At 72.0% G+C, this 18,347-nt stretch carries 18 protein-coding genes; 8 read left to right on the top strand and 10 right to left on the bottom strand.

Going from position 1 to position 18,347, the window contains the following annotated elements:
- Positions 1 to 274: 274 nt before the first annotated feature.
- The 4 genes from ABT127_RS24930 to ABT127_RS24915 all read left to right on the top strand — a co-directional run bounded on the left by ABT127_RS24930 (position 275) and on the right by ABT127_RS24915 (position 4,640).
- Entirely contained in the window at positions 275 to 1,285 is a 1,011-nt protein-coding gene (locus ABT127_RS24930) for a polyprenyl synthetase family protein (RefSeq protein WP_351454054.1), read from the top strand.
- A gap of 219 nt (positions 1,286 to 1,504) precedes the next feature.
- Positions 1,505 to 2,734 (top strand): LolA family protein, encoded by a 1,230-nt coding sequence (locus ABT127_RS24925; protein WP_351454052.1) that lies wholly within the window; start codon positions 1,505 to 1,507, stop codon positions 2,732 to 2,734.
- A gap of 78 nt (positions 2,735 to 2,812) precedes the next feature.
- A complete protein-coding gene (locus tag ABT127_RS24920) occupies positions 2,813 to 3,772 on the top strand; it encodes an ABC transporter ATP-binding protein (RefSeq protein ID WP_351454049.1) in 960 nt (319 codons plus the stop codon).
- Positions 3,759 to 4,640, top strand: a complete 882-nt coding sequence (locus ABT127_RS24915) for an ABC transporter permease (protein ID WP_351454047.1) — start codon at positions 3,759 to 3,761, stop codon at positions 4,638 to 4,640. Before ABT127_RS24920 ends, ABT127_RS24915 begins: the two co-directional genes overlap by 14 nt.
- A 2-nt stretch (positions 4,641 to 4,642) precedes the next feature.
- Here ABT127_RS24915 and ABT127_RS24910 read toward each other — a convergent pair whose 3' ends face one another.
- Together ABT127_RS24910 and ABT127_RS24905 are read right to left on the bottom strand one after the other, a co-directional pair.
- Positions 4,643 to 5,269 (bottom strand): flavodoxin family protein, encoded by a 627-nt coding sequence (locus ABT127_RS24910; RefSeq protein ID WP_351454044.1) that lies wholly within the window; start codon positions 5,267 to 5,269, stop codon positions 4,643 to 4,645.
- Positions 5,270 to 5,341: 72 nt separating this feature from the next.
- Positions 5,342 to 6,253 (bottom strand): LysR family transcriptional regulator, encoded by a 912-nt coding sequence (locus tag ABT127_RS24905; protein ID WP_351454042.1) that lies wholly within the window; start codon positions 6,251 to 6,253, stop codon positions 5,342 to 5,344.
- Between the two features lie 128 nt (positions 6,254 to 6,381).
- On the opposite strand from ABT127_RS24905, the gene ABT127_RS24900 reads away from it, so the two are divergent.
- Positions 6,382 to 7,230 carry an oxidoreductase gene (locus ABT127_RS24900; RefSeq protein ID WP_351454039.1) on the top strand — a complete coding sequence of 283 codons (849 nt, stop codon included), beginning with the start codon at positions 6,382 to 6,384 and terminating at the stop codon, positions 7,228 to 7,230.
- Positions 7,231 to 7,255: 25 nt separating this feature from the next.
- On the opposite strand, the gene ABT127_RS24895 is transcribed toward ABT127_RS24900, so the two are convergent.
- The 3 genes from ABT127_RS24895 to ABT127_RS24885 form a co-directional block, all read right to left on the bottom strand.
- Positions 7,256 to 7,705, bottom strand: a complete 450-nt coding sequence (locus tag ABT127_RS24895) for a VOC family protein (protein ID WP_351454037.1) — start codon at positions 7,703 to 7,705, stop codon at positions 7,256 to 7,258.
- A gap of 36 nt (positions 7,706 to 7,741) precedes the next feature.
- A complete protein-coding gene (gene rarD, locus ABT127_RS24890; RefSeq protein WP_502971778.1) occupies positions 7,742 to 8,656 on the bottom strand; it encodes an EamA family transporter RarD in 915 nt (304 codons plus the stop codon).
- Between the two features lie 191 nt (positions 8,657 to 8,847).
- Entirely contained in the window at positions 8,848 to 9,705 is an 858-nt protein-coding gene (locus tag ABT127_RS24885) for an SDR family oxidoreductase (RefSeq protein ID WP_351454032.1), read from the bottom strand.
- A gap of 97 nt (positions 9,706 to 9,802) precedes the next feature.
- Between ABT127_RS24885 and ABT127_RS24880 the strand changes: the two genes are divergently transcribed.
- The 3 genes from ABT127_RS24880 (at position 9,803) to ABT127_RS24870 (ending at position 11,376) form a co-directional block, all read left to right on the top strand.
- Positions 9,803 to 10,201, top strand: coding sequence for a winged helix-turn-helix transcriptional regulator (locus ABT127_RS24880; RefSeq protein WP_351454030.1), 399 nt, complete (start codon positions 9,803 to 9,805; stop codon positions 10,199 to 10,201).
- 219 nt (positions 10,202 to 10,420) lie between these two features.
- The gene (locus tag ABT127_RS24875; protein ID WP_351454027.1) at positions 10,421 to 10,948 is read left to right on the top strand and encodes a DUF6082 family protein; all 528 of its coding nucleotides are present in this window, start codon (positions 10,421 to 10,423) and stop codon (positions 10,946 to 10,948) included.
- A 275-nt stretch (positions 10,949 to 11,223) separates the two neighbouring features.
- Positions 11,224 to 11,376: a hypothetical protein gene (locus ABT127_RS24870; protein WP_351454024.1), complete on the top strand. Its 153-nt coding sequence runs from the start codon at positions 11,224 to 11,226 to the stop codon at positions 11,374 to 11,376.
- A gap of 73 nt (positions 11,377 to 11,449) precedes the next feature.
- Here the strand turns inward: ABT127_RS24870 and ABT127_RS24865 are convergent, their stop codons facing one another.
- From ABT127_RS24865 to ABT127_RS24845, 5 genes are all read right to left on the bottom strand, one after another.
- Positions 11,450 to 12,556: a 2-oxoacid:ferredoxin oxidoreductase subunit beta gene (locus tag ABT127_RS24865; protein ID WP_502971775.1), complete on the bottom strand. Its 1,107-nt coding sequence runs from the start codon at positions 12,554 to 12,556 to the stop codon at positions 11,450 to 11,452.
- Entirely contained in the window at positions 12,549 to 14,486 is a 1,938-nt protein-coding gene (locus tag ABT127_RS24860) for a 2-oxoacid:acceptor oxidoreductase subunit alpha (RefSeq protein WP_351454021.1), read from the bottom strand. The genes ABT127_RS24865 and ABT127_RS24860 overlap by 8 nt, the downstream gene beginning before the upstream one ends.
- A gap of 165 nt (positions 14,487 to 14,651) precedes the next feature.
- A complete protein-coding gene (locus ABT127_RS24855; protein ID WP_351454345.1) occupies positions 14,652 to 15,311 on the bottom strand; it encodes a LuxR C-terminal-related transcriptional regulator in 660 nt (219 codons plus the stop codon).
- A 137-nt stretch (positions 15,312 to 15,448) separates the two neighbouring features.
- A complete protein-coding gene (locus ABT127_RS24850) occupies positions 15,449 to 16,837 on the bottom strand; it encodes a sensor histidine kinase (RefSeq protein WP_351454019.1) in 1,389 nt (462 codons plus the stop codon).
- Between the two features lie 114 nt (positions 16,838 to 16,951).
- Complete coding sequence (locus ABT127_RS24845) at positions 16,952 to 18,154, bottom strand: sensor histidine kinase (protein ID WP_351454016.1); 1,203 nt, start codon at positions 18,152 to 18,154, stop codon at positions 16,952 to 16,954.
- Between the last annotated feature and the right edge of the window lie 193 nt (positions 18,155 to 18,347).

Here is an 18,347-nt window from a genome sequence, read left to right as displayed (position 1 = left end):
AGAACATACCGGGGGTGTCTGGGGCCCGCTCGATCTGGGTTGCACGGGCGGGCGCCCCCTGTGATCGAAACGCGACCGGATACGCTGACTTGGGTGATGGCAGCGACACATCGACAATCCGTGTCATCGACCGAATGATCGATCGAGATCGAAGCCGGGAGAGACGTTGCGAGCGAGGTCCGGAGCAGCGTCGGGACCGGCCGAGGGACCGGCCGAGATCGACCGCGTTTCGCCATGTGATCGTCGTGATCGTCAGCAGACAGGAGACCCACTCGTGACCGTCGTCGGGACTTTCGGTCTCAGCGTGAGGGACCAGGCTCTCGAAGCCGATGTCCAGGCCGGATTGGCGGCTGTCGAGGAGGGACTGCTCGAGGCCACCAAGAGCGAGGTTCCCTTCATCACGGAGGCCGCCCAGCACCTGGTGCGGGCCGGGGGCAAGCGGTTCCGGCCGCTGCTCGTGGCGCTCGCCGCCCAGTTCGGCGACCCCTACGCGCCGGGCGTCGTGCCCTCCGCCGTCGTCGTCGAGCTGACCCACCTGGCCACGCTCTACCACGACGACGTGATGGACGAGGCGGACGTGCGCCGCGGGGTGCCCAGCGCCAACACCCGCTGGGGCAACTCGGTGGCCGTGCTCACCGGTGACTTCCTCTTCGCGCGGGCCTCGCACATCCTCGCCGACCTCGGCCCGGACGCCGTCCGCATCCAGGCGGAGGCGTTCGAGCGTCTGGTCACCGGCCAGATCCTGGAGACCGCGGGCCCGTCCGACGGCCGCGACCCGGTCGACCACTACCTGGACGTGCTCGGCGGCAAGACCGGCTCGCTGGTCGCCGTGGCCTGCCGCTTCGGCGCCATGATGTCCGGCGCCGACGAGACCGTCGTGGACGTCCTGACGCAGTACGGGGAGCGGCTCGGCGTCGCCTTCCAGCTCGCCGACGACGTGCTCGACATCGCCTCCGACTCGCACGAGTCCGGCAAGACGCCGGGCACCGACCTGCGCGAGGGCATCCCCACGCTGCCGGTGCTGCGGCTCCGGGAGCGCGCCGAGCGGCTGGGCCTCGCGGAGGACCGGGAGCTCGTCGAGCTGCTCGACGCGGACCTGACCGACGACGACCGGCTCGCCGAGGCCGTCGCGCGGCTGCGCGCCCACCCGGCCCTGGAGCAGGCCCGCCGGGACACGGTGCGCTATGCGGAGGACGCCCGCGCGGCCCTCGCCCCGCTCCCGGAGTGCGAGGCGAAGGTGACGCTGACGGAGCTGTGCGACGCGGTGGTGCACCGCGCCGGTTAGGACGGCGGTACCGAGGGGCCGGACCGGGTGTGACGCAGGTCACACCCAAGGGTCGGCCCCTTCGTGTCATCCCGTAGGTGTACGCGGAGTTGATCCCGCGGGCTGACGCCTCGCCGTGGCCGGTTTGGTCAGATTGAGTACACCACTCCTGACCAATTCGGGTGAGAATGGCGGCTTGGGGTGGACGCCGCCGCCGATCACGGAGGTAGGGCAACAGACATGGCACCGTACGAAACCGAAGACAGCCAGGGATCCGGCCAGAGCGCCGTGCGCCGCAAAGCCGTCCGGTACGCGGTCCCGGTGACCGTGGTGGGGGTGGCCGCGGCGGCGATCGGGCTCGTCCCGGCGCTCGCCGACTCCGGCGACCCGGACCTGCCGAAGGTCACCGCCCGGGAACTCATCGAGAAGATCGCCGCGTCGGACACCGAGCAGCTGTCCGGCACCGTCAAGATCCACACGGATCTGGGGCTGCCCTCGCTGGGCGGCGCCGCGTCCTCGTTCGGGGGCGGTGCCGCGGGCAAGGGCTCCTCGTCGGCCGACCCCAAGGAGAAGCTCACCGAGCTGGCGAGCGGCACCCACACGCTGCGCGTCGCCGCGGACGGCCAGGACCGGCAGAAGCTGTCGGTGCTCGACGACGCGTCCGAGTACAGCGTGATCCACAACGGCGACGACCTGTGGGCCTACGACAGCGCGTCGGACGAGGCGTACCACGCCACGGCCGACGGCAAGGGCGACAAGAACGACAAGGACGACAAGGCCGAGAAGGGCCGGCGGGGCTCCGGTGCGCCCGCCACGCCCAAGGAGCTGACCGACCGGATCCTCAAGGCGTCCGGCGACCACACGTCGATCACCGTCGACGGCACGGCGCAGGTCGCGGGCCGGGACGCGTACCGGCTGCAGATCAAGCCGAAGCAGTCCGGTTCGACGGTCGGCGCGGTCACGGTGGCCGTGGACGCGAAGACCGGTACGCCGCTGAAGTTCACGCTGACCCCGGCGAGCGGCGGCGCGGCCGTCGTGGACGCGGGCTTCACCAGCGTCGACTTCGGCAGGCCCGCCGCCTCCACCTTCGACTTCAAGCCCGCGAAGGGCACCAAGGTCACCGAGGCCGACGACCTGCCGGCCCAGGACCGCCCGGGCAAGGGGCACGAGGAGTTCGAGGGCGTCCAGGGCCTCGACGGACTGACCACGATCGGCGAGGGCTGGACCTCGGTCGCCGAGCTGAAGCTGCCGAAGGAGGCGGCGGGCCTGGCCTCGGGGGCGGGCAGCGCCGACCTGCCGGCCGACGCCTCGAAGTTCCTGAGCTCGCTCGGGGACCGGGTGAAGGGCGACTTCGGCTCGGGCACGGTCTACTCGACGCGCCTGGTCAACGTCCTGGTCACCGAGGACGGCACGGTCTACGCCGGTGCGGTCACCAAGGACGCGCTGGTCAAGGCGGCCGACGCGGGCTGAGCCCGGGCAGAGCGACGACAGCGACGGTGAGGGGGCGGTGCGCACCGCCCCCTCACCGTCCGGCGTACGAGGAGGGGTATGGCGGCGTCGGCCGGCCCGGCCGTCTCGGTGATCGAGACCCGGGAGCTCACCAAGCGGTACCGCGGTGGCCAGCCGGCCGTCGACCGGCTCAGCCTGACCGTCCCGGAGGGCGCCGTCTTCGGCTTCCTCGGGCCCAACGGCTCGGGCAAGACCACCACCATCCGCATGCTGATGGGCCTGATCGAACCGACCGGCGGCACCGCCCGGGTGCTCGGCAGCCCCATGCCGCGCGCGGTGCGGAGCGTGCTGCCGCAGGTGGGCGCGCTGATCGAGGGGCCCGCCCTGTACGGGTTCCTGTCCGGCCGGGACAATCTGCTGCGCTTCGACGCGGCGGACCCCACCGCCGACCCCCGCACCCGCAGCGCCCGGGTCGCGCGGGCCCTGGACCGGGTGGGCCTGACGTCCGCCGCGGCCAAGAAGGCGAAGGCGTACTCGCTCGGCATGAAGCAGCGCCTCGGTCTGGCGGCGGCCCTGCTCCAGCCGCGCAAGCTGCTCGTCCTGGACGAGCCGACGAACGGGCTCGACCCGCAGGGCATGCGCGAGATCAGAACCCTGGTGCGGGAGCTGGCCTCGGACGGCACCACCGTCTTCCTCTCCTCGCACCTCCTCGACGAGATCGAGCAGGTCTGCACCCATGCGGCCGTGATGGCGCAGGGCCGGCTGCTCACCCAGGGCCCGGTCGCCGACCTGGCGGCGGGTGCCCGCGGGAAGCTCACCGTCACCACCCCGGACCCGGCGGACGCCCGCCGCGTACTGAAGGAGCACGGCATCACGGTCCTGGCCGCGGAGGGCGAGCGGGTGACGGCCGAGCCGCCGCCCCCGGAGACGGATCTCGCGGACCTGACCGCGGCCCTGGTGGCGGCGGGGGTGCGGGTGCGCGGGTTCGGCGTCGAGCGGGCGTCCCTGGAGGACGCGTTCGTCGCCCTGACCGGGGAGGGCTTCGATGTCGCGGGCTGAGGCGGCGGTCCGGCCGGTCCGGGCGCTGTGGACCCTCGGGCTGCTGCGCTCCGAGCTGACCATGACCTTCCGCCGCTGGCGCACGCTCGCGCTGCTGGCGGTCCTGACCGGGGTGCCGGTCCTCATCGGCATCGCCGTCAAGATCGAGACGAGCGACGGATCGGGGGTCGGCGGGGGCGGCGGCGAGGGCTCCGCGGGCCCGGCCTTCATCGCGCAGATCACGAACAACGGCCTGTTCCTGGTCTTCACCTCGCTGGCGGCGACGCTGCCGTTCTTCCTGCCGATGTCGGTCGGGGTGATCGCGGGGGACGCGATCGCGGGCGAGGCGAACGCCGGAACGCTCCGCTATCTGCTCGTCGCCCCCGCCGGCCGCACCCGCCTGCTGCTCACCAAGTACGCGACGACGATGGCGTTCTGCCTGGTGGCGACCCTCGCCGTGGCGGTCTCGGCGCTGATCACCGGCGCGATCCTCTTCCCGCTCGGCGACCTGGTCACCATCTCGGGCACGACGATCGGCTTCGGGGAGGGCCTGTGGCGGGCCTTCCTCATCGCCCTGGTCGTGGCGGCCTCCCTGCTCGGGATCGCCGCGCTCGGCCTGTTCGTGTCGACGCTCACCGGAAGCGGCATCGCGGCGATGGCGACCACGGTGGGGCTGCTGATCACGGTCCAGATCCTCGACCAGATCCCGCAGCTCCACGCGATCCAGCCGTACTTCTTCTCCCACCACTGGCTGTCCTTCGCCGACCTGATGCGCGAACCGGTCTACTGGACCGACCTGGTCAAGAACCTGGAGATCCAGGCGCTGTACGCGGCCGTGTTCGGCTCGGCGGCGTGGGCCCGCTTCACGGCGAAGGACATCACCGCGTAGCGCTAGCGCTCGTACGGGAACGCGGCGAGCGGGGCCTCCCGCGCGAAGAACGTCTTGGCCGCGCGCAGCGCCTCCTCGTCCCTGAGCACGTCGCCGGGCTTGCTGCCGTTGCCCAGCAGGACGCCGCCGAACCGCATGCCCAGGTACGCGGCCGAGTTGTTGAGGGTGCCCACCAGCGGGTCGGCGACCTCGGACTCCTCGTGCGCGAGCGCGGTCACGCCCCACAGGGTGCGCCCGGCGAGGGTCTTCTTGAAGTCGACGCCCGGCGTGCGCAGCCAGCCCGACCAGTGGTCCAGGTAGCGCTTCGTGGACGCGGAGACCGAGTACCAGTAGAGCGGCGAGGCGATCACGAGATCCGTGGCCGCCAGCGTCGCGTCCAGGAGCTCGGCCGTGGGCCCCTCCGTCGGCCGGACGTGGTCGCTGTCGTGGCGCAGGTCCTCGAAATCGGGGAGCGGATGCTCGGCGAGATCGATCCAGCGCTGGGTGACGCCCGGCGGCAGCTGCTCGGCGGCCTTGCGGGCCAGCACCTCGGTGTTGCCGCCGGGGCGGCTGCTGCCGAGGACGAAGAGGAAGCTGCGGGCGGCGCCGGTGTCCGTGGTCGTGGCGACGGTCGTGGCGGTCGTGGTCATGGTTCCCCCAGAGGTGCGCGCAAGCGGAGCGCGTACGCCGGATAGATGCGTGTGCAGTATATGCAGATGCATTTAGTCGGCGATAGGGGGGCGCTCCGGCCCGGCGGCCGCCGCCGCGGCGGCCAGATACGCGCGCACCAGGGGGCGGGAGTCGTCGTGCCGGGCGGCCACCGCGAGACGGGAGGGCGAGATGCCGCGCACCGGCAGGGCGGTGACCTCGTCGCGGACGATCAGCGGGGCGTTGCCGACGGCCAGCAGCACCACCCCCTGCCCGTTCGCCACCGCCTCATGGGTCTCCTCGGCACTGCTCACGACACCGCCGATCCGGGGCGCCCGCCCGGCGCGCGCGTCCAGGGCCAGCCAGTAGTCCCGCAGCGCCCCCGCCTCCGCGGGCAGCGCGAGGAACGGCTCGTCGAGCAGGTCCGCGAAGTCCACCGCGGCCCGCCCCGCCAGCCGGTGGCCCGGCGGCAGCGCCACGAGCCGGGGCTCCTCGGCGACCACCACCGACCGGTACCGCTCCCCGTCGGGCAGCGGCAGCCAGACGAACGCGACGTCGCTCGAACCGTCCGCGAGACCCGCGCTCGGATCGGCCCAGCCGACCTGATGGAGCGCGGGCCGCGCGTCGGGGTGGGCGGCCAGGAGGCGGGAGCGCAGGGCCGGCAGCAGGCCGCGGCCGGGGCTGGTCGACATGCCGACCACCAGGGTGTTCCGCTCGGCCGCCCGGACCCGGCGCACGTCCTCCTCGGCGCTCTCCCAGGCGGCGAGCAGCGCGCGGGCGTGCGGCAGCAGCGCCTCGCCCACCCCCGTCAGCCGCACGGTGCGCCGGTCGCGGACGAACAGCTCGGCGCCGAGCTGCCGCTCCAGCGCCCGGATCTGCTTGCTCAGGGCGGGCTGGGAGACGTACAGCCGCTCGGCGGCCCGCGTGAAGCTCAACTCGTCGGCGACCGCGGTGAAGTAGCGCAGATCGCGCCCATGGACGTCCATAACCCATGGCTATCACGGGAGGTCTTGGACGCGGACGGGGTCGCGGCAGAAGGATGGGGACATGCCGAAGGGGCAAGCCCCGCACGGCAGTTGAGCAGATGCGACGGATCATGCGAAGGGGAACCGAGATGAGCAGCGACAACAACGCCAAGGTGTGGCTCGTGACCGGCGCGACCAGCGGCTTCGGCCGGGCGATCGCCGAGGCGGCCGTCGCCGCGGGCGACACGGTGATCGGCACCGCCCGCCGCGCCGAGGCCCTGGCCGACCTGGTCGCCGCCCACCCCGACCGGGTGGAGGCGATCTCCCTCGACATCACCGACGGCGAGCGGGTCGACGCGGTGGCCGCCGAGGTCCTGGCCCGCTACGGCCGCGTCGACGTCCTCGTCAACAACGCGGGCCGCACCCAGGTCGGCGCTTTCGAGGAGACCACCGACGCCGAACTGCGGGACCTGTTCGACCTGCACGTCTTTGGTCCGGCCCGGCTGACCCGGGCGCTGCTGCCGCAGATGCGGGAGCGGCGCAGCGGCGCGATCGTGAACATGAGCAGCGTCGGCGGCCAGCTCTCCTTCGCCGGATTCTCCGCGTACAGCGCGACGAAGGCGGCCCTGGAGCAGCTGTCCGAGGGGCTCCTCGCCGAGGTCGCGCCGTACGGGATCAAGGTGCTCGCCGTGGAGCCCGGTGCCTTCCGCACCAACCTCTTCGGCAAGGGCGCCGCCTACTTCTCCGACCCGATGCCCGAGTACACCGAGACGGCCGGGGCCACCCGCCGGATGGTGGAGACCTCCGACGGCCTGCAGCCCGGCGACCCCGCCAAGGCGGCCGCCGCGATCCGGCTCGCCCTCGACGCCGACGCGACACCGCTGCGGCTGCCGCTCGGCGGGGACGCGCTGGACGCCGTCCTCGCCCACCTGGACGCCCAGCGGGCCGACCTCGCCGCGTGGGAGAAGACGTCCCGGGGCACGGACTTCGACAGCTGACGGTGCCCGGCCCGGGGGACGGGCGTCAGCACACGCAGAACTCGTTCCCCTCCGGGTCCGCCATCACGATCCACTCGCCGCCCTGGGACTTCACCCGCTCCACGACGCGCGCGCCGAGGCCGGTGATCCGCTCCGCCTCGGCGTCGCGCCGTCCCTGCTCCGCGTGGACGTCCATGTGCAGCCGGTTCTTGACCGTCTTGGCCTCCGGCACCCTCTGGAACAGCACCCGCCGGCCGAGCCCGGTCCCGGTCCGCTCGTCGACCGGGTCGTCCGGGTGGCGTACGGCGATCAGGTCCCGGAAGGCGCGCCGCCCCTGGAACGCGACGGTCTCCTCCTCGGGCAGCGCGCCGACGCCGATGAGCTGGTCGATCAGTGCGGCGTTGTCCTCCACCGCGTAGCCGAGCGCCGCCGCCCAGAAGACGGCCTGGGCGTGCGGGTCGGCGGCGTCCACGACGAGTTTCCAGTGCAGAGTCATACGTCCGTTATAGAGCCGGGCACAGACAATGGCGGGTCAGCGCGCGGTTTCCCGCTGCACGCCGGTCCCGGCCGGGTCGGGGACGGCCGTGGCGGCGGCCGCGGCCCGCGCCAGGCGTGCCCGCCCGGCCCGCGCCGAGCGCAGCGCGTCCCAGGTCAGCACCGCCAGCGCCGCCCACACCAGCCCGAATCCGGCCCACCGCTCGGCCGGCATGGCCTCGTGGAAGTACAGGATGCCGAGGGCGAACTGGAAGACCGGCGCCAGATACTGCAGCAGCCCGAGCGTGGAGAGCGGCACCCGGATCGCGGCGGCGCCGAAGCACACCAGCGGGATCGCGGTGACGAGCCCGGTCGAGGCCAGCAGCGCCCCGTGCCCGAAGCCCTCCTGGGCGAACGTCAGCCGCCCCTGCGTGCCGAGCCAGACCAGATAGCCGAGCGCGGGCAGGAACTGCACGGCGGTCTCGGCGGCCAGCGACTCGACCCCGCCCAGATCGACCTTCTTCTTCACCAGCCCGTACGTGCCGAACGAGAAGGCCAGCGCCAGCGAGATCCACGGCGGCCGCCCGTATCCCACGGCGAGCACCAGCACCGCGAGCAGGCCGACCCCCACGGCCGCCCACTGCGCGGGCCGCAGCCGCTCCCCGAGCAGCAGCACGCCGAGCGCTATGGAGACGAGCGGGTTGATGAAGTAGCCCAAGGACGCCTCGACCACGTGCCCCGCGTTCACCGACCAGATGTAGAGGCCCCAGTTCACGGTGATCACGGCGGCGGCGACGGTCACCAGCGCGAGCCGCCTCGGCTGACGCGCCAGCTCGCGCAGCCAGCCCCACTTGCGGACGAAGAGCAGCGCGGCGGCCACCACGACCAGCGACCACACCATCCGGTGGGCCAGGATCTCCCCGGCCCCCGCGGGCTTGAGGAGCGGCCAGAACAGGGGGACGAGCCCCCACATCACATAGGCCGCCGCGCCGTTGACGACCCCGGTCCGCCCCTGGTTGTCCTGCTTGCCCTCGGCCAACGCAGCCCCTCCTCCAGACACCCGGCAGCCCCGCGGCGGCCACCTCGAAAGGTAGCGCCGCGGGGCGAGGTGTGTCATTCCCGTATCGCGATACGGTCCTGACGGTCGGGCTGTCCCGGAAAGGGCTACTTCAGCGCCGCCGCGACGGCGTCGGCGAGGGGCGTGGTCGGGCGGCCGATGAGCCGCGCGAGGTCGCCGTCGCCGCGCGCGAGCAGGCCCTTGCCGATCGCGGTGTCGACGTCCACGAGGATGTCGGCGAGCGGGGCCGGGAGGCCCGCGCCGACCAGCACCTCGCGGTTCTGCTCCGGCGTCACGTTCCGGTAGACGATCTCCTTGCCGGACTGCCGGGACACCTCGGCCGCGTACTCGGCGAGCGACCAGGCGGTGTCGCCGCTCAGCTCGTAGGCGCGGTTCTCGTGGCCCTCGCCGGTCAGCACGGCGACGGCGGCCGCGGCGTAGTCGGCGCGCGAGGCCGAGGCGACGCGCCCCTCGCCCGCGTTCGCCACGACGGCGCCGTGCTCCAGGACCGGGGCGAGGTTCTGCGTGTAGTTCTCGTGGTACCAGCCGTTGCGCAGGAACGTGTACGGCAGCCCCGAGTCGAGGATCGCCTGCTCGGTGACCTTGTGCTCGTCGGCGAGGACGAAGTCGGCGTCGGGGCCGCCCAGCACGCCGGTGTACGCCAGCAGCGCCACCCCGGCCTCCTTGGCCGCGTCGATCACGGCCCGGTGCTGGGACACCCGCTGCCCGACCTCGCTGCCGGAGACGAAGAGCACGCGGTCGCCGGCCCGGAAGGCGTCCTTCAGGGTCGCGGGCGTGCCGTAGTCGGCGATGCGCAGCTCGACGCCGCGGGCGGCGAGCGCCGCCCCCTTCTCCTGGCTGCGGACGACCGCGGCGATGTCCCCGGCGGGCACCCCCGCGGCGAGCAGCCCTTCGACGACGAGGTGGCCGAGGTGGCCGGTGGCACCGGTGACGACGAGACCCATGTCCGAAAACTCCTTGATGCGGCTTGTTCGCGTTCTTCCTCACCGTAAAGGCTGCACTGTGGATTCGTAAGTACCCACTTTGAAGTAAGGTACTGGCATGGGAGTGAGCAAGGTGCGTGAGTGGACGATGTCGCCCGGCGAGGGGCTCTGTCCCCAGCGCCTCGTCCTGGAGCACGTCACGAGCCGCTGGGGCGTCCTGGTGCTGCTCGCGCTCGAGGAGCGCTCGTTCCGCTTCAGCGAGCTGCGCCGGGAGATCGGCGGGGTCAGCGAGAAGATGCTCACCCAGACGCTCCAGACCCTGGAGCGGGACGGTGTCGTCCACCGCGACGCCAAGCCCGTCATCCCGCCGCGGGTCGACTATTGCCTCACCGCGCTGGGCCGGGAGGCGGCCGAGCAGGTCCGGGCGCTCGCGGAGTGGACCGACCGGCGCCTGGACGCGGTCGTCGAGGCGCGGGAGAGGTACGACGCGGCCCGGGTCCCCGGGTCGGCCGGGTGACGTAACTTCCCCGTGCGCGGGGCGGCCGGGCCGGCGAGGGCCGTTCGGCCCGGAATGAGCGTGCCCGGTGCCGGGCAGACGCCCGGACGGGGCGTCGCTCCGCACAAACCCGCCATCCTTCCGTGCGCCCCCCGTCCGCCTCCCGCGATGTGGTACGCAGCCCGGCATCCTGAAGGGGGACGCTCGTCGCCGTTCCGAATTCGGGGGTTCATCTTTGACATGGGGACACGGGTATCGCCGCTGAGGAAGTTCGGCGGCCGGCTGCGGTCCGGGTTCGACCGCGGCCGACGCAGAGAGGAGCTGGTCCTCCAGCTGATCGGCCAGCTCGCCAGGGTGGCCGAGGAGATGCATCGTTCGAACGTCGTCCAGGCCCAGCGGGTGGCGCTGGAGCAGATGGACCGCGCCATCGACGATCCGACGCTGGCCGCGGCGCTGAGCACGCTGCCCAGCCTGACGGTCCAGAAGCGACGGCAGATGCTCTTCGTGAACCGCGAGTACGCCGTGGTGCTGCTGGCCCACCGGGTCGGCATGCTGTCGTGGAACGAGACGCTGGGCCAGCTCAGGGTGCTGTGCCGCAACGACCTCTTCCGCGAGTACTGGGGGCGCACGGTGGACCATCGCCGCAGCTACCCCGAGTCGTCCCTGGAGGGGCGCGCGGGGCAGATGGTCGACGCGATGCTGGAGGAACTGGCCGACGAGCCGGAGGAGTGGTGGGTCGTCGGCATACAGGATCCGCCGACTTCCTGAATACGCCGATGCGCTGATTCGTGGCGTACGTGCGTCATGTGCAGTGACCAATCGCGGGGTCACGCGTTTTCGTGTCGGGGGCGGCTTCTTCCTGCCCCCGCTTTGCAGTGGCAGTGTGCTGCGGCCGCCTTCCGCTGAGGGGGCGGCAGGCGGGGACTCCTCCGCAGGCGCCCGTTCCTCCCCGCCCTGTGGAGAGGACAGAGTTGAAGATTCACCACCGTCTGGGAGACGCCCCCAGGGTGCGGGGCTGTGTGACGGGTGAAGGGTGCCCGGACGTGTTCCAGCTGATCGACGGGGACTACGCGGTGATCGGCGCGGTCTTCGACGCCGCACTGCCGCCGGGCGTGACGCTCGGCCCGGGACAGCGCCTCGTCGTGGTGGACCGGGACACCCTGGTCCGGGCCCGGCGCGACATCCCCGACGTCTGAGCCCGGCCGGAGACGGAGAAAGGGGCCGGTTCCACCGAGACGGTGGGGCCGGCCCCCTGTGCGTGGCGCGCGGTCAGCCGACCACGGTCCAGGTGTCGCCGCCCGCGAGCAGCGCCCCGAGGTCCCCCTTGCCGTCGCGCTCGATCGCGGCGTCCAGCTGGTCGGCCATCTGCGTGTCGTAGACCGGCCGTTCGACGCTGCGCAGGACGCCGATGGGCGTGTGGTGCAGGGTGTCCGGGTCGGCCAGCCGGGAGAGCGCGAAGGCCGTCGTGGGGGACGCGGCGTGGGCGTCGTGGACGAGGATCTCGGAGCGGTTGGCGTCCGTCACCGGGACGACCGCGAGGTCGCCGGTGGCGGGGTCGCGGACGACGCCCTTGGAGCCGTCGGCGCCGAAGGTGATCGGCTCGCCGTGCTCCAGGCGGATGACCGCCTCCTCGGCCTGCTGCTTGTCCTTCAGCACCTCGAAGGCGCCGTCGTTGAAGATGTTGCAGTTCTGGTAGATCTCGACGAGCGCCGTGCCCTGGTGGTCGGCGGCCGCGCGCAGCACCGAGGTGAGGTGCTTGCGGTCGGAGTCCACGGTGCGGGCCACGAAGGACGCCTCCGCGCCGATCGCCAGCGAGACCGGGTTGAAGGGCGCGTCCAGCGAACCCATCGGGGTCGACTTGGTGATCTTGCCGACCTCGGAGGTGGGGGAGTACTGGCCCTTGGTGAGGCCGTAGATCCGGTTGTTGAACAGCAGGATCTTCAGGTTCACATTGCGGCGCAGCGCGTGGATCAGGTGGTTGCCGCCGATGGACAGGGCGTCGCCGTCACCGGTCACCACCCACACGGACAGATCGCGGCGCGAGGAGGCCAGACCGGTCGCGATGGCCGGGGCGCGACCGTGGATGGAGTGCATCCCGTACGTGTTCATGTAGTACGGGAAGCGCGAGGAGCAGCCGATGCCGGAGACGAAGACGATGTTCTCCTTCGCCAGGCCGAGTTCGGGCATGAAGCCCTGGACGGCGGCGAGGATCGCGTAGTCACCGCAGCCGGGGCACCAGCGCACTTCCTGGTCGGACTTGAAGTCCTTCATGGACTGCTTGCCCTCGGCCCGGGGGACGAGGGACAGAAGCGTCTCGGCGGTGTCCCCGGTTCCTTCCGTGGACTCCCTGGACCCGCTGGTCTGCGTATCAGCCATCGATGGCCTCCTTGAGAGCCGTGGCGAGCTGCTCAGCCTTGAACGGCATACCGTTGACCTGGTTGTAGGACTCCGCGTCCACCAGGTACCTGGCCCGCACGAGCGTGGCGAGCTGACCGAGGTTCATCTCGGGGATCACCACCTTGTCGTAACGCTTCAGGACCTCGCCCAGATTCCGCGGGAACGGGTTGAGGTGGCGCAGATGGGCCTGGGCGATGTGCTCGCCCGCGGTGCGCAGGCGGCGGACCGCCGCGGTGATCGGGCCGTACGTCGAACCCCAGCCGAGCACCAGCGTGCGGGCCTCGCCCGCCGGGTCGTCGACCTCGACGTCCGGCACCTCGATGCCGTCGATCTTGGCCTGCCGGGTGCGGACCATGAAGTCGTGGTTGGCCGGGTCGTAGGAGATGTTCCCCGTGCCGTCCTGCTTCTCGATGCCGCCGATCCGGTGTTCGAGGCCCGGCGTGCCGGGGATCGCCCACGGGCGGGCCAGCGTCTGCGGGTCGCGCTTGTACGGCCAGAAGACCTCGGTGCCGTCGTCGAGCGTGTGGTTCGGGCCGGACGCGAACTGCACCCGCAGATCGGGGAGTTCGTCGACCTCGGGGATCCGCCAGGGCTCCGAGCCGTTGGCCAGGTAGCCGTCGGAGAGCAGCAGCACCGGGGTGCGGTAGGTGACCGCGATCCGGGCCGCCTCCATGGCCGCGTCGAAGCAGTCGGCCGGGGTGCGGGGGGCGACGACCGGGACCGGCGCCTCGCCGTTGCGCCCGTACATCGCCTGCATCAGGTCGGCCTGCTCGGTCTTGGTGGGCAGCCCGGTGGACGGGCCGCCGCGCTGGATGTCCACCACCAGCAGCGGCAGTTCGAGGGAGACCGCCAGACCGATCGTCTCCGACTTCAGCGCCACCCCCGGCCCCGACGTCGTCGTCACCGCGAGGCTGCCGCCGAAGGCCGCGCCCAGCGCGGCGCCGATCCCGGCGATCTCGTCCTCCGCCTGGAAGGTGCGCACACCGAAGTTCTTGTGCTTCGACAGCTCGTGCAGGATGTCGGAGGCCGGGGTGATCGGGTACGAGCCCAGGTACAGCGGCAGATCCGCCTGCCGGGAGGCCGCGATCAGCCCGTAGGACAGCGCCAGGTTCCCCGAGATGTTGCGGTAGGTGCCCACCGGGAACGCGGACTGCGCCGGGGCCACCTCGTAGGAGAACGCGAAGTCCTCGGTCGTCTCGCCGAAGTTCCAACCCGCCCGGAAGGCCGTCAGGTTGGCCTTCATGATCTCGGGCTTCTTGGCGAACTTCGCCTTGAGGAACTTCTCCGTGCCCTCGGTCGGCCGGTGGTACATCCACGACAGCAGGCCCAGCGCGAACATGTTCTTGGAGCGCTCGGCCTCCTTGCGGGAGAGGTCGAACTCCTTGAGCGCCTCCACCGTCAGCGTGGTCAGCGGCACCGGGTGGACGTGGAAGCCGTCGAGCGAGCCGTCCTCCAGCGGGCTGGCCGCGTAACCGACCTTCGACATCGCCCGTTTGGTGAACTCGTCCGTGTTGACGATGACTTCGGCGCCGCGCGGCACGTCCCCGATGTTCGCCTTCAGGGCCGCCGGGTTCATCGCCACCAGGACGTTCGGCGCGTCGCCCGGCGTCAGGATGTCGTGGTCGGCGAAGTGCAGCTGGAAGGAGGAGACGCCCGGCAGCGTGCCGGCGGGGGCCCTGATCTCCGCCGGGAAGTTCGGCAGGGTGGACAGGTCGTTGCCGAACGAGGCGGTCTCCGAGGTGAACCGGTCACCCGTGAGCTGCATACCGTCACCGGAGTCGCCCGCGAACCGGATGATGACCCGGTCCACACGCCGTACGTCCTTGCTGGATCCACTCGTCGGTGTGCGCTGTTCCCCGACCACAGCACTGTCGGCCTGCTCGGTTGCGCTACTGACCTGGCTCGTCACTGAACTGGACCTCCCTCGAGGCGGCTGTGCGGGCAGGGCCGTCCCACCGGCCTTCCCCAGGCCCACCCTACGTCTGTAAGGGTCACCTTCTTCTGAGCAATCGCATCCTGGATCGAGAAAAGAGCCAGTGTCGCCGGAGCCTGTATCTGACAGAGTGTCAGGTGATCACGAGTTCAGGTAGGTGAGGACGGCCAGAACCCGGCGGTGATCCCCGTCACTCTGCGACAGGCCCAGCTTCAGGAAGATGTTGCTCACGTGCTTCTCCACCGCGCCGTCGCTCACCACGAGCTGCCGGGCGACCGCCGAGTTCGTCCGGCCCTCCGCCATCAGGCCGAGGACCTCGCGCTCGCGCGGGGTGAGGTTCGCGAGGACGTCCTGCTTGCGGCTGCGGCCGAGCAGCTGGGCGACGACCTCCGGGTCGAGCGCGGTACCGCCCTCGGCGACCCGCACGACCGCGTCCACGAACTCCCGGACCTCGGCGACCCGGTCCTTGAGCAGATAGCCCACGCCCCGGCTCGATCCGGCCAGCAGTTCGGTGGCGTACTGCTCCTCCACGTACTGCGACAGGACCAGGACCCCGAGGTCGGGGAAGCGGGCGCGCAGCTTGACCGCCGCGCGCACGCCCTCGTCCGTGTGCGTGGGCGGCATCCGTACGTCCGCCACGACCACGTCCGGGAGCTGGTCCTGGTCGCCCAGCTCGGTGATCGTCTTGACCAGCGCCTCGCCGTCGCCCACCCCGGCGACGACCTCGAGTCCGCGGTCGGTCAGCAGCCGGGTCAGCCCCTCCCTGAGCAGCACTGAATCCTCGGCGATGACCACCCGCACCCTGTCCTCCACGTTTTCCGGCCCCCCAACGCCCCGGGACACCTGTCACCGGGGCAGTCATGAACAGGACCAGCATCGCAGGAACCGGGGGTGGGCGGGGGTGAGCGGCACGAATGCCCCGGGTGCCGTCGTGGGCGCTACGCCCGCCGCCACGGCAGCTCGGCGGTCACCCGGGTCGGCCCGGCGGGGGGCGAGTCGACCAGCAGGATCCCGTCGACCGCGCCGAGCCGCCCGGCCAGACCCGCGAGGCCCGAACCGGCGTCGGCCGCCGCGCCGCCCACCCCGTTGTCCTGGACCTGGAGCATCAGCCGGTCGCCGGTGCGCCACACGTCGACCGTCGCCCGGGTGGCCCGGCTGTGCTTGCTGATGTTCTGCAGCAGCTCGGAGACGGTGAAGTAGGCGATGCCCTCGATGGCGGGCGCCGGGCGCTCGTCGAGGTCCACCTCCACCGTCACCGGCACGGTGCACCGCGAGGCGACGGAGGACAGGGCCGCGTCCAGGCCGCGGTCGGTGAGGACCGCCGGGTGGATGCCGCGGGCCAGGTCCCGCAGCTCCTGGAGCGCGGTCTTCACCTCGCCGTGCGCCTCGTCGACCATGCGCGCGGCGGCCTCGGGGTCCTCGGTGAGCTTCTCCTTCGCCAGACCCAGCTCCATGGCCAGGCTGACCAGACGGGCCTGCGCGCCGTCGTGCAGGTCGCGCTCGATGCGGCGCAGGTCGGCGGCGGCCGTGTCGACCACGACGCCCCGGTCCGACTCCAGCTCCACCACGCGCGAGGCCAGCCGCGACGGGCCGAGCAGCCCGCCGACCATCAGCCGGTCCACCGTCGTCAGGCCCCGGACGACCCACGGCGTCGCGAGCACCACGAGCAGGCCGGCCAGCGAGGTGACCGTGATCTCGAAGGGGTTGTCCAGGTAGACGGAGTGGCCGGCGTCGCCGTAGAGCTGCAGCCCGTTCTGACCCGCGTACATCGGGAAGACCCACTGCCACAGCGGGTACGTGAACAGCGTCCACCCCGTCGCCCAGAACGTCAGCGCCACCGAGAACGCGAAGGTCGCCCACGGGAAGTGCAGCACCCCGTACAGCAGGTGCCGCCACGAGACCCCGCTCTTGAGCGTCGCGCCCATCCAGGCCAGCGGGCCGCCGCCCTTCCGCGGGCGCACCGGCTCCGGCGTGCCGACGTCCAGGCCGAGCAGACCGCGCGCCCGGGCCCGCTCCAGGGCGCCGAAGCCGCGCGCCCCGGCGAGACCGGCCGCGAGGACCGGCACCCCGATGAAGGTGATCAGCAGGCCCGCGCCGAGCGACATCATCGTCACCGACCAGACGAAGAAGACGATGCTGATCGGCAGGGACAGCAGCTGGTAGCAGAACTCCCGCCAGGTGCGGCCCTCGACCGGCGCGCGCAGCCACGCCGGGATCCGGCTCGGGCCGCGGCGCGGGGTGCCGTCGTCGCCGCGGTGGCCGTGGTGGCGGCCGTCGTCGTACGAGTACGCGTACTCGTCGCCGTATCCGTACTGCTGCGTGGCCATCGGGGTGCCGTCCGTTTCTGCTGAGCGGGCTGGTGTGCCGTGCTGATTCCAGGGTCCCCGGCGACGGGGGACCGGGCCATGCGGTGGATCGGCGTCTTCGGCCGGGGGTTATCCCTACCCCCGGTCGCGCCAGGGCAGCTCGGCTGTCACCGTCGTGCCGGCGCCCTCCGGCGAGTCCACGACGAACAGGCCGTCGACCGCGCCGAGCCGCTCCGCGAGCCCGGCCATGCCGGTGCCCTTGTCGAGGCTCGCGCCGCCGCGCCCGTCGTCCTGGACCTGGAGCATCAGCCGGTCGCCGCTGCGCCACACGTCGACGCTGGCCTGCGTGGCCCGGCTGTGCTTGCTGATGTTCTGCAGCAGCTCGGAGACCGTGAAGTAGGCGATGCCCTCGATCGCCTCGGCGGGCCGGGCCGGAAGGTCGGCCGTCACCTTCACCGGCACCGTGCAGCGCGCGGCCACGGAGGACAGGGCCGCGTCCAGGCCGCGGTCGGTGAGGACCGCCGGGTGGATGCCGCGGGCCAGGTCCCGCAGCTCCTGGAGGGCGAGCTTCACCTCGCCGTGCGCCTCGTCGACCATGAGCGCCGCCGCGTCGGGATCCTCCAGGAGCTTCTCCTTGGCGAGGCCGAGCCCCATCGCCAGATTCACCAGGCGGGCCTGCGCGCCGTCGTGCAGGTCGCGCTCGATGCGGCGCAGGTCGGCGGCGGCCGTGTCGACCACGACGCCCCGGTCCGACTCCAGCTCGGCGATCCGCTGCTCCAGCTCGTCCGACGGCGAGAGCAGCGCGCGGATCATGGCCCGGTCCGCGTTGGCCAGACCCCGCGCGATGAACGGCAGCACCGGCCACAGCACCAGCAGCGACGGCAGCATCAGCGCGAACGTCAGCACGCTCCACGGCAGCCGGATCACCTCGTACAGCACGGTCCGCCAGCCCACCGGGTCCTTCAGACCGTTCCACAGCCAGGCGAAGAACCCGCCCGCGTTGCGCACCGGCAGCGGGCTCGGCTCGTCGATCCGCACGTCGAGCAGCGCCCGGGCGCGGGCCCGCTCCGCCCGCCCCAGCAGCCGCGCGCCGCGCAGCCCGCCGGCGATCAGCGGCAGTCCGATCACGGTCACCGTCAACCCGGCGCCGAGCGCCAGCATCGTCACGGCGTACACGAAGCCGACGATCGACAGCGGGAAACTGCTCAGGAGATACGCGATCTCCTTCCAGGTGTGCCGGTCGAGGGCGAAACGCGCCGGCGGCAGCACGGGACGGTCGGCGTCCGTGCTGCCCGGGTCGCCGTCCGTGGCGTCGGGAACGTGGAGTGGGTCGGTCATAACCGAAAGAGTGCCCTGCGCCCGACGGGCGGCGCCATGAGGCGGACCGCCCGGGAGGAACGGGGGATAACCCCACCTCGCCGACCACCCGCACGGCACCGGACTGCTTACCGTTCCTTTAACAGGCCCTAGACTCCCTGTCCGTACAGATCGTCGAACACGAACCAACAACGAACACGCGAGGGGCGCTGAG

Source organism: Streptomyces sp. NPDC001904 (assembly GCF_040297005.1).
Taxonomy (GTDB): Bacteria; Actinomycetota; Actinomycetes; order Streptomycetales; family Streptomycetaceae; genus Streptomyces.
The sequence above is the reverse complement of the archived record's forward strand: the minus strand, read 5'-3'. Positions and strand labels throughout refer to the sequence as shown.

What these genes read in the sequence shown, in the direction of transcription:
- ABT127_RS24865 (WP_502971775.1), bottom strand. Translation starts at nt 12,556, where the DNA reads ATGGCTGATACGCAGACCAGCGGGTCCAGGGAGTCCACGGAAGGAACC.
- ABT127_RS24880 (WP_351454030.1), top strand. Translation starts at nt 9,803, where the DNA reads ATGGGAGTGAGCAAGGTGCGTGAGTGGACGATGTCGCCCGGCGAGGGG.
- ABT127_RS24905 (WP_351454042.1), bottom strand. Translation starts at nt 6,253, where the DNA reads ATGGACGTCCATGGGCGCGATCTGCGCTACTTCACCGCGGTCGCCGAC.
- ABT127_RS24920 (WP_351454049.1), top strand. Translation starts at nt 2,813, where the DNA reads ATGGCGGCGTCGGCCGGCCCGGCCGTCTCGGTGATCGAGACCCGGGAG.
- ABT127_RS24885 (WP_351454032.1), bottom strand. Translation starts at nt 9,705, where the DNA reads ATGGGTCTCGTCGTCACCGGTGCCACCGGCCACCTCGGCCACCTCGTC.
- ABT127_RS24925 (WP_351454052.1), top strand. Translation starts at nt 1,505, where the DNA reads ATGGCACCGTACGAAACCGAAGACAGCCAGGGATCCGGCCAGAGCGCC.
- ABT127_RS24845 (WP_351454016.1), bottom strand. Translation starts at nt 18,154, where the DNA reads ATGACCGACCCACTCCACGTTCCCGACGCCACGGACGGCGACCCGGGC.
- ABT127_RS24850 (WP_351454019.1), bottom strand. Translation starts at nt 16,837, where the DNA reads ATGGCCACGCAGCAGTACGGATACGGCGACGAGTACGCGTACTCGTAC.
- ABT127_RS24875 (WP_351454027.1), top strand. Translation starts at nt 10,421, where the DNA reads ATGGGGACACGGGTATCGCCGCTGAGGAAGTTCGGCGGCCGGCTGCGG.
- rarD (WP_502971778.1), bottom strand. Translation starts at nt 8,656, where the DNA reads ATGTGGGGGCTCGTCCCCCTGTTCTGGCCGCTCCTCAAGCCCGCGGGG.
- ABT127_RS24915 (WP_351454047.1), top strand. Translation starts at nt 3,759, where the DNA reads ATGTCGCGGGCTGAGGCGGCGGTCCGGCCGGTCCGGGCGCTGTGGACC.
- ABT127_RS24910 (WP_351454044.1), bottom strand. Translation starts at nt 5,269, where the DNA reads ATGACCACGACCGCCACGACCGTCGCCACGACCACGGACACCGGCGCC.
- ABT127_RS24900 (WP_351454039.1), top strand. Translation starts at nt 6,382, where the DNA reads ATGAGCAGCGACAACAACGCCAAGGTGTGGCTCGTGACCGGCGCGACC.
- ABT127_RS24895 (WP_351454037.1), bottom strand. Translation starts at nt 7,705, where the DNA reads ATGACTCTGCACTGGAAACTCGTCGTGGACGCCGCCGACCCGCACGCC.